This window comes from Acetomicrobium sp., assembly GCF_059026225.1.
Genome location: NZ_JBWQOQ010000008.1, coordinates 181,298 through 195,406 on the forward strand (window position 1 = coordinate 181,298; position 14,109 = coordinate 195,406).

At 43.6% G+C, this 14,109-nt stretch carries 11 protein-coding genes and 1 tRNA gene; 8 read left to right on the forward strand and 4 right to left on the reverse strand.

Annotated features, from left to right (window positions below):
- The first annotated feature begins 5 nt into the window (after positions 1–5).
- The 7 genes from AC5SXE_RS10640 to AC5SXE_RS10670 all read left to right on the forward strand — a co-directional run bounded on the left by AC5SXE_RS10640 (position 6) and on the right by AC5SXE_RS10670 (position 8,211).
- Positions 6–1,373 carry a TolC family protein gene (locus AC5SXE_RS10640; protein ID WP_323721150.1) on the forward strand — a complete coding sequence of 456 codons (1,368 nt, stop codon included), beginning with the start codon at positions 6–8 and terminating at the stop codon, positions 1,371–1,373.
- Positions 1,370–2,521, forward strand: coding sequence for an efflux RND transporter periplasmic adaptor subunit (locus AC5SXE_RS10645; protein ID WP_493917366.1), 1,152 nt, complete (start codon positions 1,370–1,372; stop codon positions 2,519–2,521). Before AC5SXE_RS10640 ends, AC5SXE_RS10645 begins: the two co-directional genes overlap by 4 nt.
- Complete coding sequence (locus AC5SXE_RS10650) at positions 2,518–5,622, forward strand: efflux RND transporter permease subunit (RefSeq protein ID WP_332635515.1); 3,105 nt, start codon at positions 2,518–2,520, stop codon at positions 5,620–5,622. The genes AC5SXE_RS10645 and AC5SXE_RS10650 overlap by 4 nt, the downstream gene beginning before the upstream one ends.
- Entirely contained in the window at positions 5,619–5,915 is a 297-nt protein-coding gene (locus AC5SXE_RS10655) for a PG0541 family transporter-associated protein (protein WP_303882209.1), read from the forward strand. The genes AC5SXE_RS10650 and AC5SXE_RS10655 overlap by 4 nt, the downstream gene beginning before the upstream one ends.
- Positions 5,916–5,962: 47 nt before the next feature.
- A tRNA-Thr gene (locus AC5SXE_RS10660) sits at positions 5,963–6,038 on the forward strand.
- Positions 6,039–6,224: 186 nt separating this feature from the next.
- On the forward strand, positions 6,225–7,322 hold the full coding sequence (locus AC5SXE_RS10665; protein ID WP_303882210.1) for an outer membrane protein assembly factor BamB family protein: 1,098 nt from the start codon (positions 6,225–6,227) through the stop codon (positions 7,320–7,322).
- A gap of 109 nt (positions 7,323–7,431) precedes the next feature.
- Positions 7,432–8,211, forward strand: a complete 780-nt coding sequence (locus AC5SXE_RS10670) for a prepilin peptidase (RefSeq protein WP_310847806.1) — start codon at positions 7,432–7,434, stop codon at positions 8,209–8,211.
- Here the strand turns inward: AC5SXE_RS10670 and AC5SXE_RS10675 are convergent.
- On the reverse strand, positions 8,140–9,015 hold the full coding sequence (locus tag AC5SXE_RS10675) for an alpha/beta hydrolase (RefSeq protein ID WP_303882214.1): 876 nt from the start codon (positions 9,013–9,015) through the stop codon (positions 8,140–8,142). The two genes, AC5SXE_RS10670 and AC5SXE_RS10675, sit on opposite strands and share 72 nt — an antisense overlap.
- Positions 9,012–10,730, reverse strand: a complete 1,719-nt coding sequence (gene ptsP / locus AC5SXE_RS10680) for a phosphoenolpyruvate--protein phosphotransferase (RefSeq protein ID WP_493917367.1) — start codon at positions 10,728–10,730, stop codon at positions 9,012–9,014. The genes AC5SXE_RS10675 and ptsP overlap by 4 nt, the downstream gene beginning before the upstream one ends.
- An 89-nt stretch (positions 10,731–10,819) precedes the next feature.
- Here ptsP and AC5SXE_RS10685 point away from each other — a divergent pair, with 89 nt between their 5' ends.
- Complete coding sequence (locus AC5SXE_RS10685; RefSeq protein ID WP_310847801.1) at positions 10,820–11,548, forward strand: 2-phosphosulfolactate phosphatase; 729 nt, start codon at positions 10,820–10,822, stop codon at positions 11,546–11,548.
- A 242-nt stretch (positions 11,549–11,790) separates the two neighbouring features.
- On the opposite strand, the gene AC5SXE_RS10690 is transcribed toward AC5SXE_RS10685, so the two are convergent.
- On the reverse strand, positions 11,791–12,696 hold the full coding sequence (locus tag AC5SXE_RS10690; protein ID WP_310847799.1) for a tetratricopeptide repeat protein: 906 nt from the start codon (positions 12,694–12,696) through the stop codon (positions 11,791–11,793).
- A 49-nt stretch (positions 12,697–12,745) separates the two neighbouring features.
- Positions 12,746–14,020 (reverse strand): glucose-1-phosphate adenylyltransferase, encoded by a 1,275-nt coding sequence (gene glgC / locus AC5SXE_RS10695; RefSeq protein ID WP_303882220.1) that lies wholly within the window; start codon positions 14,018–14,020, stop codon positions 12,746–12,748.
- Positions 14,021–14,109 lie beyond the last annotated feature (89 nt).

The window sequence follows — 14,109 nt, forward strand, 5'->3', positions numbered from 1 at the left end:
CGAAAGTGTCAAATATCATTAAGAGGCATCTTTTATTCATGTTGGCTTTTTGTTGTTTGGTGTTTCTAGTGCTTGTCATGGACAAAAGTGCGTGGGGAGGAGAAGTTCAAACCGAGACCAAATATGATCTCGTTGACTTGATAGTTGCAGCTGAGGAACATAATCCCTTACTAAGGGCTGCACAAGAACAAGCAAATCAAGCTCGGGCGTTAGAGCTTCAGAGTGCTTCCCAATTGTCGCCTAAACTTGATTCAAGTTTATCCTACTTACATGAATATGGCGGAGGATTAAGGGAGACCAAATTTCGTGACACCTATAAAGCTGCTTTGACTTTGACGCACACCTTATATAGCGGAGATGGTCTTGAGGCCTCTTTAAGAGCTGCTACTCTGAATCGTCAGGCTGTTGAAGCAGATTTACTTCGTACCAGGCAAATGGTCAGAAACGATGTGAGGAAATCCTATTATGATTTGCAAAGAGCTAGGGCCCAGCTTAGGGTTGCTCAGGAAAGCTACGATTTGGCTTTAGAGCATTTAAAGCAGGCAGAATCTCTTTACAAACAGGGCATTGTAGCGTTAAATGAAGTTTTGAGAACAAAGGTTGACGTTTCAACGGCGGAATTAAATTTGATACAGGCCCAAAATGGAACACGAGTGGCTTTGAGTGCCTTAGAAAAGGCAGTAGGTATTACTCTTTCTTTCCCCCAAGTGCCAGAAATAACTCCTGAAGAAGAGGCCTGCCCGCCACTACCTCAGATAGATCCTTACGCTATGGCTTTGCAGTATCGTCCCGAACTTGTCTCTTTGGACGATTCGAGAAAAGCAGCAGAAGAGCTGGCTAAAGCTGCGGCTGGGCAAGCGAGACCTAACGTATATCTTCAGGGAGAGGTTTTTTATTATGAAGACGAGTTTTTCCCAAACGAGGATGATTGGAACGTATCGATCATAGCCTCTTGGAGATTGTACGATAGAGGAGAAGTTAAAAATAAAATTGAGGAAAATAGAGCAATGGCTAGAGAACTGCTTGCCATGATTGATGACCTTAGAAATCAAATTCGACTGGAAGTTTCCACAGCGTGGCAAAATATGGAGTCGGCTTTGCAGAGGGTGCGCGTAGCAGATGATCAGGTTAGGACGGCTGAGGAAGACTATCGCATGGCACTCAGGCGTTACGTCGAACAAGTAGGGACCAACATAGATGTTTTGGATTCAAGGACGGCTTTGACCGACGCAAACACAAGTTTTGTAAACGCGATATATGACGCCTATTCGGCTCATAGTGATCTGATTTATGCGATAGGCGTAATGGAAGAGGATTTTACGATAGGAGACCTTAGTAATGGTAATGAGGAGAGCAAGGAGGGAACTGAATGAAGATCAAGACTATCGTTATAGTAGTGATTGCATTGGTATTTGCGGCAATAGTGGGCGTAAGAGTATTAGATGGAAATAAACCTAAAGACCAAAATAATGTTGCAGATCTCCAGGAGGTCATAAAGGTTTCTGTCGTGAAGCCTACTGTTATAGAATTTGAAGACCTGGTTACCTTTGTGGGTACAGCAGAGCCCAAGGAAAAGGCAGTTCTTGCCTCCAAGGTGACAAACGATGTAACGGTGTTAGAGGTTTTAGTTGATGTTGGTGATATGGTAAAAAGAGGTCAACGGCTAGCGAGATTTGATGACAACATAGTTAGTAGGCAAATTGAAGAAGCAAGGGCCGCTGTTGCAGCAGCAAAAGCTGCTATGTCGCAGGCGCGAAGTCAGCTACAAACCACCGAAAAGGATTATATACGCTACAAAAATTTGTTTGAAGAACAAGTTATAAGTCGCCAGCAATTGGACCAAATAGAGGGACGATATGAAGTGGAAAAAGCAAAACTTGAGCAGGCTCAAAGACAGCTTGATCAAGCTGAAGCTCAATTAATGCAACTTCAAATCATGAAGGGCTACCATGATGTCGTTTCTCCTGTCGATGGCGTGATTGCTCAACGAAATATAGACCCTGGTGATACCGTTAGAGTAGGAAACACTTGTTTTGTAATTTCAAAACAAGAGACCGTAAAGATTAAAGGAACGATTACGGAGAAAGATTATCCGAAAGTCAAGCTAGGACAGCCTGCCCACGTGAAAGTTGATGCCTTTCCAAATATGGTGTTTGAAGCTCAAGTCATGAGAATCAGTCCCACGCTGGATCCCGTTACTAGAACGGGTGAAGTTGAGGTATGGGTTCCAGCTAATGACACGCTGAAGCCTGGCATGTTTGCTAGGGCTGAAGTCGTTGTGGGAAGGCACCAAGGGCTTTCCCTTCCTCGTGAGGCCATTAAGCAATTGCCCGGCACGGGAGAATGGTATTGCTTCGTTGTGACTGATGATAACAAGGCGAAGCAAACTTTTATCAAGCGCGGAATAGAAAGTGGCAATCTTGTCGAGATTGTCGAGGGAGTAAGCGAAGGCTACGGTGTTATTTCGCCGATAGTACGGGCTTTAGGTGATGGCGTGCCCGTGGAGGTGGTTAGTGAATGAACCTTTGGGATATTGCGGTAAAAAGACCAATTGCCACATTAATGGCCTTTGTTGCCATATTGTTGTTGGGGGTTGTGGCCTTTATTGGCATTAAGGTTGACCTTTTGCCCGAATTTGAACCGCCTATAATACTTGCTATTACCACCTGGAAAGGTGCAGCAGCTAGCGATATCGAACAGGAAGTCACAGAAGAAGTGGAAGACAGGATGGCTACATTGCAGGGCATTAAAGAAATAAATTCTACCTCGAGTGATGACGCCTCAGCAGTTGTCCTTCGATTCGAATGGGGAGAGGATTTGGATGCGAGGATGGGTGACGCACGGGATCAGGTGAACATAATCCGTAGAAGGCTTCCTGACGATGCCGATGACCCCATACTTATAAAAGTGACCTCAGGTGCTTTGCCCGTTATGCTGGTCATTTTTAAGGCCGGACCAACTTTTCCAGGGTTGTATCACTTTGTAGACAATGACGTAAGCAAGATGATCCAACAAATTCCGGGGGTCGGTGACGTGTCGGTATTTGGTGGAGAACAGAGGGAAATTAAGATTTTGTTGGACGTAGATAAGCTACGAGCATACAATTTATCTGCTCAACATATTGCTTCCGTATTGCAAAGAGAGCACTTTAACTTGCCTGCTGGTACTTTTAAGGAAGGTTTGACGGAATATCAATTACGCGTGCCTGGCAGGTTTAAAGCTATAGAGGATATGGGCTACACCATTGTTGGAGCATTAAACAGCAAACCAGTCTACCTTAAAGATGTGGCGAGAGTGGTAGATGGCTATAGAGACCCAACAACGTTTGGGTGGTCTGATGGGACTCGTTCCGTGGTAATGGTGGTGACCAAGAACACCGATGCTAATACCGTTCAAGTGTGCAGCGGCATTAAGACTCGTTTGGAAGAGTTAAAGGGATCCATATTTTCCCCTGATGTAAATTACATCATAGGCTTCGATCAGTCAGAGTTTATATTAGATTCCCTTAAGCAGTTAGCTACCACACTTTTATATGGAATGGTATTAGTCTTCTTGATCACGTATGTGTTTTTGCGCAGGTTGCCCGGGACGATTGCCATATGTTGTGCGATACCTTTTTCATTAATTACCACTTTTATAGCCATGCGCTTACTTGGATACACGGTCAATTTGATGACATTGTCTGCGCTTACTGTTGCCTGTGGCATGGTCGTTGATAACGCCATTGTTACGACAGATCAAATAATTTACCACATTGAAAATGGAGAAAAACGTCAGATTGCTTCAGCCTTGGGTGCCGGCGAAGTTGGAAGCGCATTGCTTGCCTCCACCCTTACAACTTTGGCTGTGCTGCTGCCCCTTATATTTATCACTGGTTTGATTGGGATATTTTTCTCCTCCTTATCAGTTGTTATGTCTCTTGCCATTGCTTCTTCACTGTTTGTTTCTTTAAGTTTCGTTCCTATGATGGGGAGCAAGACCTTCAGGACGCAAGAAGATAGGCTATTCATACATCGATACTCTAAGCGCTTCCTGATTTGGCTAGAGCGCCATTATGCCCTATCGATTGACTGGGCATTGCACAACAGAAAAAAGATCATTGCCCTCGCATTATTGTGTGCGCTTTTTACCGTCTTCGGTTTCATGCGAATCGGAACCGAATTAATCCCCAGGTCGGATACGGGGAGCGTGCGAGTCAACTTCAGGTTGCCAGAGGGAACCAGGGTGGAAGAAACTGAAAGAGTGGCTAAAGAAATTATGTTCTATGCTATGGATAACATTCCAGAGCTCGAAAATGTATACATACATGGAGGTAGCTCTGGTGGAGGCATGGGCGCGCTAAGAGGTGAGTCGTCTAATACAGGAAGTGCTGGCATTGAGCTGATCCCAAAAGGAGAAAGGAAACGGTCAAGCTTTCAGGTCGCCTCACAGTTAAGACAATATTTAGAGTCTAAGGCTGGATTTGAGGCAGTAAGTTCCAGCGTTAGCTCTCCTATTATGGTAGGAAGCACTTCTAAGCCTATAGTTATTGAGTTATATGGTGAAAATATAAATGAACTGCTCGAAGTTGGAGATAAAATTAAAAATAAGATCGAACAAATTCCTGGAGCCGTTGATGTAGAAATAACTCAAAAGGCAAGCAGGCCGGAGGTTTGGGTCGATGTGGACAAAGAAAGATCCGCCCTCTTGGGTGTAAGGACGAACGATGTAGCTCAAGCTTTGAGGGCTTATTATTATGGCGTTGAATTTGATGAGGATTATTGGGAGGGCGAGGACAACTACGAAATATGGTTGAGGCTTGAACCTGAGCAAAGACATTCTTGGGATACGTTGAATAAACTGCTAGTCCCTTCTACAACTGGCGAGATGGTGCGGCTTACAAACGTAGCCAAAATAAGAGAAGAACTAGGTCCCCCTGAAATTCATAGAAAAAATAGACAACGACTCATTACCATAGAGTTAGACACAGAAGGCCGTTCTTTGGGAGAGGTAGCTGCAGATATTAAAGGTGTTCTTAAAGATATAGATCTGCCCGCAGGGATGAGGACAGACGTGACTGGTGACGTTGAAGATTTGGAAGAAACATTTATGCAAATGACATTTTTGATATTGCTCGGAGTAGTTTTGGTCTATATGATCATGACGGGGCAGTATGAAGCCTTTCTAGATCCTTTCGTCATCATGTTTAGCGTTCCTTTTGCCTTAACTGGAGCGATTGCGGCTCTTTTAGTGACCGGCATGTATCTTTCCCTTCAAGGGTTGTTGGGTATAGTTATGTTGGTTGGAACCGTGGTCAATAACGCTATAGTGCTTGTGGATTACGTGAACCTTCTTCGCGCTAGAGGTTACACCATGCGCGATGCTCTTATAGAAGGCGGAGAACGTCGTTTGCGCCCAATCTTGATGACTACTTTAACAACAATATTGGGCATGCTGCCGATGGCATTAAGCCGGGGTGAAGGAGCGGAGATATGGAGACCACTAGCAGTTTCAGTCATAGGTGGTTTATCTTTTTCTACCTTAGTGACTTTGGTGTTAATTCCTGTGGTATATAGTATTGTTGAAGAGAAAATACGTCGTAAGCCCAGATTTGTCGAGGCAGAGGGAGGTACGTCTCAATGAAGTTTGTTTGGATATTCTGCAACCAAAGCATAGCTCCCGAAGTGATAGAATTGTTGGATTCCTTAGAGGTTGATGGGTACACCGTTTGGAGACACGTCTTGGGCCATCATCGCGGTTGCCGCAGGCACTGGGCTGATGCTGTATGGCCGGGAGAAAATTGGGCTATATTGGTCGTAGAAGAAGCTGGCAAGGCGTGGTATGTAACAGAGGAACTCAAGAAGATGAAGCGTCGTCGTGAAATACACCGCGCAGGCTTGCGTGCCTTCGTGCAGGATGGAGAGATTATGGTTTAATTGACAAAGTTTAAAAGCTTTGTATAATCAATCTTGCTGGCGAGGTTGCCGGTGTAGCTCAATTGGCAGAGCAGCTGACTTGTAATCAGCAGGTTGGCGGTTCGAGTCCGCCCGCCGGCTCCAATTAACATACAAAGGGGCAACATATCTTGTTGCTCCTTTAGTTTTTTTCTAAAACTACCATCTCTTTAAACTCGCTACTTTCAAGATGCGCTTTGATTGACCCAAGTCTGCCTTGGAGTATAATTTAAGATAGCTGTATGTTAAGCTGATTGGTGTATTAAAACCATGAGAAAAGGGGGTGGCATCATGAAAAGATCGCTTTTTCCGGCCGTGATGGTGTTAGTGGTCCTTTCGTTTTGCGCTTTAAGCTATACGACCAGTGCCTTTGCCCTTCCAGTAAGGGGTGACTTGCAGAATACGGGTAACTTTCAAATAAAAACTTTACCCCAAGGCGTGTTCGCTTGGAAGCTTGAGACTGGCTCAAATATCACTGGAGCTCCCATTGTGGATGGCAATACGGTGTACGTGGGCAATCATAAAGGGGAGGTATATGCACTCGATATTAATAATGGCAGTGCAAGATGGAAATTTCAATGCGATGGATCCATCCTTGGTTCGGTCGCGGTCGATAAAGATAAAGTTTACGTTGGAACTTTTGCCGGAAGGGTATATGCCCTAAATAGAAGCTCTGGTCTTGTCGCATGGAGCACTAAAGTTGACGGTCCGGTCATGGCTGGGGTTACAGTAACTGGCGATACTGTGTATGCTGGGTGCAATGAAGGCAGTTTTTACGCAATTAACAGCAAGAATGGCCAACACAAATGGCAGATGAAAGCTCATAGGGGGTTTCAAAGTATTCCAGCCTTTGCAGAAGGATTTGTTTTCGTTGGAAGTTTTGGTGGCCGTTTCCACGCTTTGGATCCTAAGAATGGCAGTGAACGTTGGGGAGGCAATACGGAGGGTCCTATGAGGGGAGCACCCTTGTATGTTGATGGGAAGGTTTATTACATCACGGATAATGGGTACGTCCATTCAGTGAAATTAAGAGGGGTGGTTCCTATATGGCACAAATATGTGGGAGCTCCTTTGGGATCTTCGCCCGCCTATGTAAATGGAGTGCTTTACATTGGAGGTCAGGATGGGAAATTATATGCAATAACTTCCAATGACGGAAACGTAGCGTGGAGCTTTGAGACTGGTGGCCCTATAAATTCGTCACCCATTCATGCCGGAGGCGTGCTCTATTTCGGTAGCAATGATGGGTATTTTTATGCGGTAGATCTCAAAAGTGGCAATTTGCTGTGGAAATATGAATCGGACGGGGATATTGTAGCTGATCCAGTATTAAGCGAAGGTGCGGTTGTTTTTGCCACGATACGCGGCACCTTGTATGCTATTAGGTAAGTTGTTTCATCTTGCATCCATTAAAGACACTTATTTTGCCTTCTTTTTTACTTGTAATTGACAAAATGTCAACTCTTCGAAATTTGTAAGAATTAAAGCGGTGACACAAATGACTTCGAAAATGTTTTCTTTAGTGAATTTGTTTTTTGGCATGGCACTTGGTTCCTTTTTAAACGTCGTGGCTAAGAGGACTATAGAGGGAAGGCAATGGTGGGGTAGAGAGCGTTCTGCCTGCGACGCTTGTGGCAGAACGCTCTCTATTATCGATCTCATTCCCGTTTTTTCTTATGTTTTTCTTAGAGGTAAGTGTAGGACCTGTAAAGCGCCTATTGGAATAAGTTGCTTTTTGGTCGAGGTTATAATGGGCCTATCTTTGTGGGCAGTAGCATTGATTTACGGACCAACTTTACCTTTTTTATTGTCCTTAGTATTACTCAGTTGTCTTTTTCTGTCTTCTTTAACTGATATATACTCCGGCTACGTTTACGATCGCTTAGTTTTCCCCTTTTTAGTGACGGGTTTAGCTTTAAGGCTTCTCGGAGGTCTGCAAGCTTTTATAAGTGGCGTGCTGGGGGCTTGTCTGTGCGGTCTTTTGATATGGATTATTATGTTTTTAAGTCAAGGTGGCATGGGTACAGGTGATGTTACGATAGCTGCGAGTATTGGAGGCATAATGGGGCTATGGATGGGTTGTCTTGCTTTGTATCTTGGGTTCATGAGTGGGGGATTAGTAGCTATAGTTTTATTGCTTACCAAAAAGGTCAAAAGAAAAGATCATGTCCCAATGATTCCATTTTTTGCCATTGGTTCGTTTTTGTCATTGATGTTTGGAAGAGAGATATTGAGTTTTTTGGGAATTATTGCTGGATGGCCCTGGATGCTTGAATAGATAGGATTTTAAATAATTAATCATGTCAGCTAATGGAGCTATTGATGGCGTGCCTTTTACTGTTCTGAAAGAGTGATCGACTCCGCTTAAGATAACAAAACTTCTTTTGGTAGGTGTAAGATCGAATAAACGCCTACATGCCTCTTTGCTAAAAGTCTCGTCCATGCTTCCGTAAAAGGCAAATACGTTTCCCGCTTTGGTGTTTTTTGCTGCATGGAGGAGTAAACGTTTTTCTGGTAGCGAGTCAAGTATAGGTTCATTGACGTTTAATTTGTTTTCTGGGCGTGCTTCATCTCCGCTTCCTGACAGAATTAATCCGTGAACATTCAGATCTATGGGTAAAGGGTTTTCCAAATTTGCCTCCCTTAGAATCTTATCGTGCATGCTACCGGTTATCATTAGAAAGTGTAACCCTCCTAGCGAAAAACCCCATAACCACAGAGAGGCACATCTTACATTTCTATTTATAAACGAAAGAGCGCTTGCAACATCAAATAAATCCATAGCATATGTTTTGCCTTCAAAAGCCTCCTTTACCCAACTGCTTCTATCTTCTCCGTAGCGCTCTCGGTCTCTCGTCTTTCTGCTCGTTTCTATGATCATTACGTTGATCGAATTTTGGACAAGCATTTGTGCCAAAGCGGCGTACTTGTTTCCTTCTTTTAAATTAGCGCAACCGTGTACCCCGTGAAGCAGCACCATTAAGGGTTTTGTATTTGAAATCATATACCCTTGTATTAAAACTTTTCTGTCGCCGAAACTTCCTGGCGCAACTTTTGATACAATTTGTACTTTTCCATTCATAATTGCGATATCGCCTCCTCAAGATATTTTCGAATTTCGTTCGCCTCTCTCATAGAAAGGACCTTTTGTGCTATTCGCCTTGCTGTGTCTGCGCGAAATTTTCTAACTAACCTTTTTATTTTGGGAATCGCGGAGGGCGACATGGAGAGCTCGTCTAATCCAAGCCCCAGAAGAAATGGCAAGGCGAGGGGATCGCTCGCCATTTCTCCGCAGATTCCAAGCTCAATGCCTTGCTTTTTTGTAGCTTGAGACGTCATGGCCACGAGTCTTAAGACAGCGGGGTGCAAGTGATCGTACCATCGGGATACTTTCGCATTCCCCCTATCGACCGCTAATGCATATTGCGTTAAATCATTGGTCCCAAGGGAAAAGAAATCCACCTCTTTTGCAAGCTCCTCTGCCATAATGGCTGCAGAAGGTATTTCGATCATTATGCCAACTTTGAAAGTTCCATAATTAATGCCCTCTTTTTCTAATTGGCATGTTGCTTTTTGAATCAGATCTTTGGCCTTTCTCACTTCCCAGATGGAGGAAACCATGGGAAACATTATGTAAAGATTTCCGAAGCTAGAACTTCTTAATAAAGCCCTAATTTGGGTGAGTAGTAAATGTTCTTCGGTTAAACCTATGCGCAATGCACGATATCCTAAAAAGGGGTTGTCTTCTTTTGGTATGTTGAGATAGGGTATTTCTTTATCGCCCCCTGCATCCATAGTCCTGATAACGACTGGATAAGGGCTCATATCGCTTAAAGTTTTGCGATAAGCCTCGAATTGTTCGTCCTCGTTTGGCGGGTCATTTCTGTTCATAAAAAGAAACTCGGTCCTGAAGAGGCCGATGCCGCTTCCGCCAAAAGATAAAACGTCGCCTGCCTCGTTGGGATGAGCTATGTTGCCCCACAGTTCAACTTTCAGTCCATCTAGCGTTACGGCTGGTAAGTCTTTTAAACTTAATGCCTCTCTTTGTTCACGCCTAAGTTTTTCGATCTTTGCTCTTGCGCATGCTAGCGTACTTTGGGAAGGATTTACTACAACTTCCCCTTTTGTACCGTCGACTATTAAGAAACAGTTCTCGGGGATTAAGCTCATCTCAATTCCTGATACAGTTGGCAAATTCAATGATTTTGCTATTATGGCTGTGTGAGATGTAGGACCGCCTTGGGATAGCACCAACCCCACAACATTGTTTTCGGAAATAGCGATTAACTCAGATGGAGCCAAGTCTTTCGCCACAACTATTAATGGCTCCCCCATATCTAGCAAGAGCAGATCTTTTGCTCCAATTAAATTTCTGTATAACCTGCTTCCCACGTCTTCTACATCTGCTGCCCTTTCCCGCAAGTAGGGGTCTGGAATTTCTTCGAACATGCTTTTTATTTTCATCGTTGTTAAAAAGACAGCGTCCTCGGCGGAGTTGCCTTCTTTAATAATTGTTTCAATGTTGTCAACAAACATGGGATCTTCTAACATCAATATATGTGCCTCTATGATGCCAGCTTTTTCGTCACCCAGGCGTCGTTTTACACTTTCTTTTAGTTTCTCGAGTGATTCTTTGGTTTTCTTGAGTGCCTTCTTGAAACGAACTAGCTCCTTCTCGACGTCTTCTTTGCGAATTTCGACACTCCTTTTCGTAAAAGGAATTGCTTCGTATAAGAAAGAACGACCGTAGGAAATGCCTTGAGAAAGAGGTGTACCCTTTATCTTTTGCTCTGGCATGATTTTCCCCCTATTTTGTAAGGTTTGTATTAGTTGTATTATGTATCAAATAGCAGTAAAAATAAACACGAAACGGTAGGGGAGAAACAATGTCAATTCGGTTAGAGGTCATGCTTAATCCGGCTTGCGAGCTTGAATATGCTGACGCGTGGATTGTAGTGGACGTGCTTCGTGCGACGACTATGATGACCACTTTTTTTGAAAGAGGCGGAAAGGTCATTTTGCCGGTTAAAAGTGTTGAAGAGGCGTATGATTTGAAGAGAAAACTTGGCAGTGATTGGCTTTTAATGAGTGAGCGGAATAGCCTACCTCCACCAAATTTCGATTGTGGCAATTCGCCCGTCGAGCTGCTTGATTGCTTTCTTGGGACTTACGAGGGAGCGATAATGACCACCACTAATGGCACTAAGGCTTTATTGTTAGCGTCAACATTCGCAAACACCGTCTGTGTAGGATGCGTTAGAAATGCAACTGCGGTGTTAGAGGTTGCACTTAAGTATGGGAATAAGATAGGAATCTTGTGTGCGGGAAGATTTAACAGGGCTATGATTGATGATACTGCTTGTGCTGGTTTAATGGTCGATATTGTGAGAGACAGGGTTGAAAACGTGGAACTAAACGATGGGGGGAAAATAGCGCTAGCAGTTTGGGAATATTACGACAAAAACATGCTTGAAGCCTTTAAAGATGCCGAACATGCGCAAAGCCTGCGCGCGTTGGGCCTGTGGAGCGATGTGGAGTATGCGGCACTACAAGATGAAAGCAAAATAGTGCCAAAACTTGCGATTTGGCAAGGCCTTAAAGCAGTGGTTACGTAGTTGTCATCGATAACAAAGGAGCGCTTCCTCAGCGAGCTTGTCCCAACAAGATTTGCCAAAAAAAGCGCTCCACTCGGAGTCATCGCATAAATATCAAACCTAGCAACAATTGCACGTAATTTACAAAGGTCATAGTAATTATCTGTTAAAGCCTTAATTGAGCTTGATAAGGGGCGATTTTGACCCTCATGTAATTATCATGCCTTGCGAGGTTTTATCCAATTGGCCTTGCTTATTAAAGTTTATCTGAAACGCAAGGCATCAAATACTATGCGATCCATATTCAATGCGTCTTGGTCCTCTATAATGCCCATACTCATCATTTTATCGATACGCGCCCTAGTCGTTTCCAGTTTTTCCCTTATTAAATCGCCGTCCTCACCTGAGGTTAAGACATCCATGAATTCCTCTGAAAGACGTTCGGTGAGAAAGCCAAAGATAATTACTACATGGCTAAGCCAATTCATTAAATCATCTGACTGGAGCCAAGGTTCTACGATATAAAGAGCCGTTAAAAGCGAGTCCGTTTCACTTTCATCAGGTTCCTCCGGTTCTTCCCAAATGCCTAAAGCGTAAAAGGGAGCATCAGGATCTGACTCTATTGCGTCAATTAACGCTTCATAGGAATTCCAGCTGATTCCGTCCAAGACGTACAAGGCAATTGCCTTGGCGTGTAGTGCAACGGGCGAATGTGTCCTTTCACTGCATATCAGTTCCAACACATCTCTGTGACGGTTTAACATGAGCAAAGAACGGTAAATCATGTCCTTCGCAGTAGTCTTTTCATCGACATCAATCTCGAGTAACTTTTGTGCAACCGACAAGGCCTCTTCGTAATGATCATCGAAGGAAAGGGAAAAGGCCATCCTTTCGAGTGCGGAAATGTAAAGATCTTCGCTTTGATCGTCTCTTTGGTACCCCGTGGATTTTTCTTCACAACTTTTGATTATTTGATCCAGATAATAGCGGTTCGTTTCCATATCTCCGTTAGTTATAGCGATGTCTGCCAGTACGAGCTTGGCTTCTCCGTTGGATGGATCCATCTCTAAAACCTTGAGTGCCAAGCTTTCTGCTTCTTCATCACTATCTGCAGAGTTAGCCCTATCCAAAAGTAGTTTTACTTCATCATTAATTTTCCCTTTCGACATGAAACTTCCTCCTAAAAACTAAAAATATTTTTGACCTACATAGTTTATACTAAATTCCAGAATCTGGATAGGGGAATTTAACTTTTGCTCTAAGTTGTATCGCTGGCATCGGCACCACTACTATCCCTGAAGGATCTACGTGATATCTGGCGCGATCCTCTGATTCATCGAAGCCTATTTTGGTATCTGGGGGGATGATGTTTTGAGCATCTACGATAACCCTTCTTAACTTACATCGCTCACCGATGACTACGCTTCGCTCAATTATGCATTCCTCTATTACTGCTCCTGGTTTTATTATGCAGTTTCTAGATAGTATAGATCTTTTCACAGTCGCTCCCAAAATCTGGCTTCCCTCTGCCCTGAGAGTGTTCTCTATATGGCTTGAGTAATTGTTAACCGAAAAAGTAAGACCTGGAGGGTCAGCGTAAGAAACCGTCCTTATTGGCCATTGAGTGTTGAATAAGTTTAGATCTGCATTTTCGTTTAGCATATCCATATGTGCTTGCCAGTATGTTCTTATCGTTCCCACGTCTCTCCAGTAGGGTTTATCGTTTCCAGGAATAACATTGCTCTGGAAATCGTAAGCTAAAACCTTATATTTTTTGCAAAGTTCTGGAAGTATATCTCTGCCAAAATCGTGACTGCTATCAGGGTTACTTGCATCTTCGACCAAAACTTCTTCTAAAATTTCTCTTTCAAAAATGTAGTTTCCCATTGAAATAAAGCTAAATCCAGGTTTGTCCGCTATTTCCGGCGGGCATTTCGGCTTTTCAAGGAATTCAGCGACAAAGCCTCTTTCGTCGGTCTTAAGACATCCAAAAGCATGCGCTTCTGTCACAGGGACTTCATAAGCTGCTACCGTGCAATCCGCTTTTTTCTCAATGTGTTTTTCCATCATTTGTTCGATGTCCATCTTGTAGACGTGGTCAGCGGCAAATACGCATATTCGATCAGCATTATAAATTGTGATGAGATGTAAATTTTGAAAAACTGCATCGGCAGTTCCCTTATACCAGTGTTCCCCGGTCCACATTTGTGCAGGTACGACAGTTATGAAAAAGTCCCTCCCTCTTAGAGCTCCTCCGAACTGCCACCCCCTCTCGATGTGCTCATTTAACGATTGGCTGCGAAACTGGACGAGGACGTAGATGGAAAACACTCCACTATTAACTAAATTGGAAAGAGCAAAGTCTATGATTCGGTATTTAGCAGCGAAATGCACTGCAGGTTTTGCTCGATGTCTGGTCAACGGGGAGAGTCGTTGTCCTCGGCCTCCGGCAAGGACTATGCCCAGCACCCTTCCGTACTTTCCGTAAATCAAAAAGGTCACCCCCGCTTATAGTTCTTTCCGCATCGATTAAATTATAGTATTACATTAAACTAAAAGCAACTTCATTATTTAATATTAAA

Coding starts and splice junctions, on each gene's coding strand:
- AC5SXE_RS10645 (WP_493917366.1), top strand. CDS start 1,370: ATGAAGATCAAGACTATCGTTATAGTAGTGATTGCATTGGTATTTGCG.
- AC5SXE_RS10650 (WP_332635515.1), top strand. CDS start 2,518: ATGAACCTTTGGGATATTGCGGTAAAAAGACCAATTGCCACATTAATG.
- AC5SXE_RS10655 (WP_303882209.1), top strand. CDS start 5,619: ATGAAGTTTGTTTGGATATTCTGCAACCAAAGCATAGCTCCCGAAGTG.
- AC5SXE_RS10665 (WP_303882210.1), top strand. CDS start 6,225: ATGAAAAGATCGCTTTTTCCGGCCGTGATGGTGTTAGTGGTCCTTTCG.
- AC5SXE_RS10670 (WP_310847806.1), top strand. CDS start 7,432: ATGACTTCGAAAATGTTTTCTTTAGTGAATTTGTTTTTTGGCATGGCA.
- AC5SXE_RS10675 (WP_303882214.1), bottom strand. CDS start 9,015: ATGAATGGAAAAGTACAAATTGTATCAAAAGTTGCGCCAGGAAGTTTC.
- ptsP (WP_493917367.1), bottom strand. CDS start 10,730: ATGCCAGAGCAAAAGATAAAGGGTACACCTCTTTCTCAAGGCATTTCC.
- AC5SXE_RS10685 (WP_310847801.1), top strand. CDS start 10,820: ATGTCAATTCGGTTAGAGGTCATGCTTAATCCGGCTTGCGAGCTTGAA.
- AC5SXE_RS10690 (WP_310847799.1), bottom strand. CDS start 12,696: ATGTCGAAAGGGAAAATTAATGATGAAGTAAAACTACTTTTGGATAGG.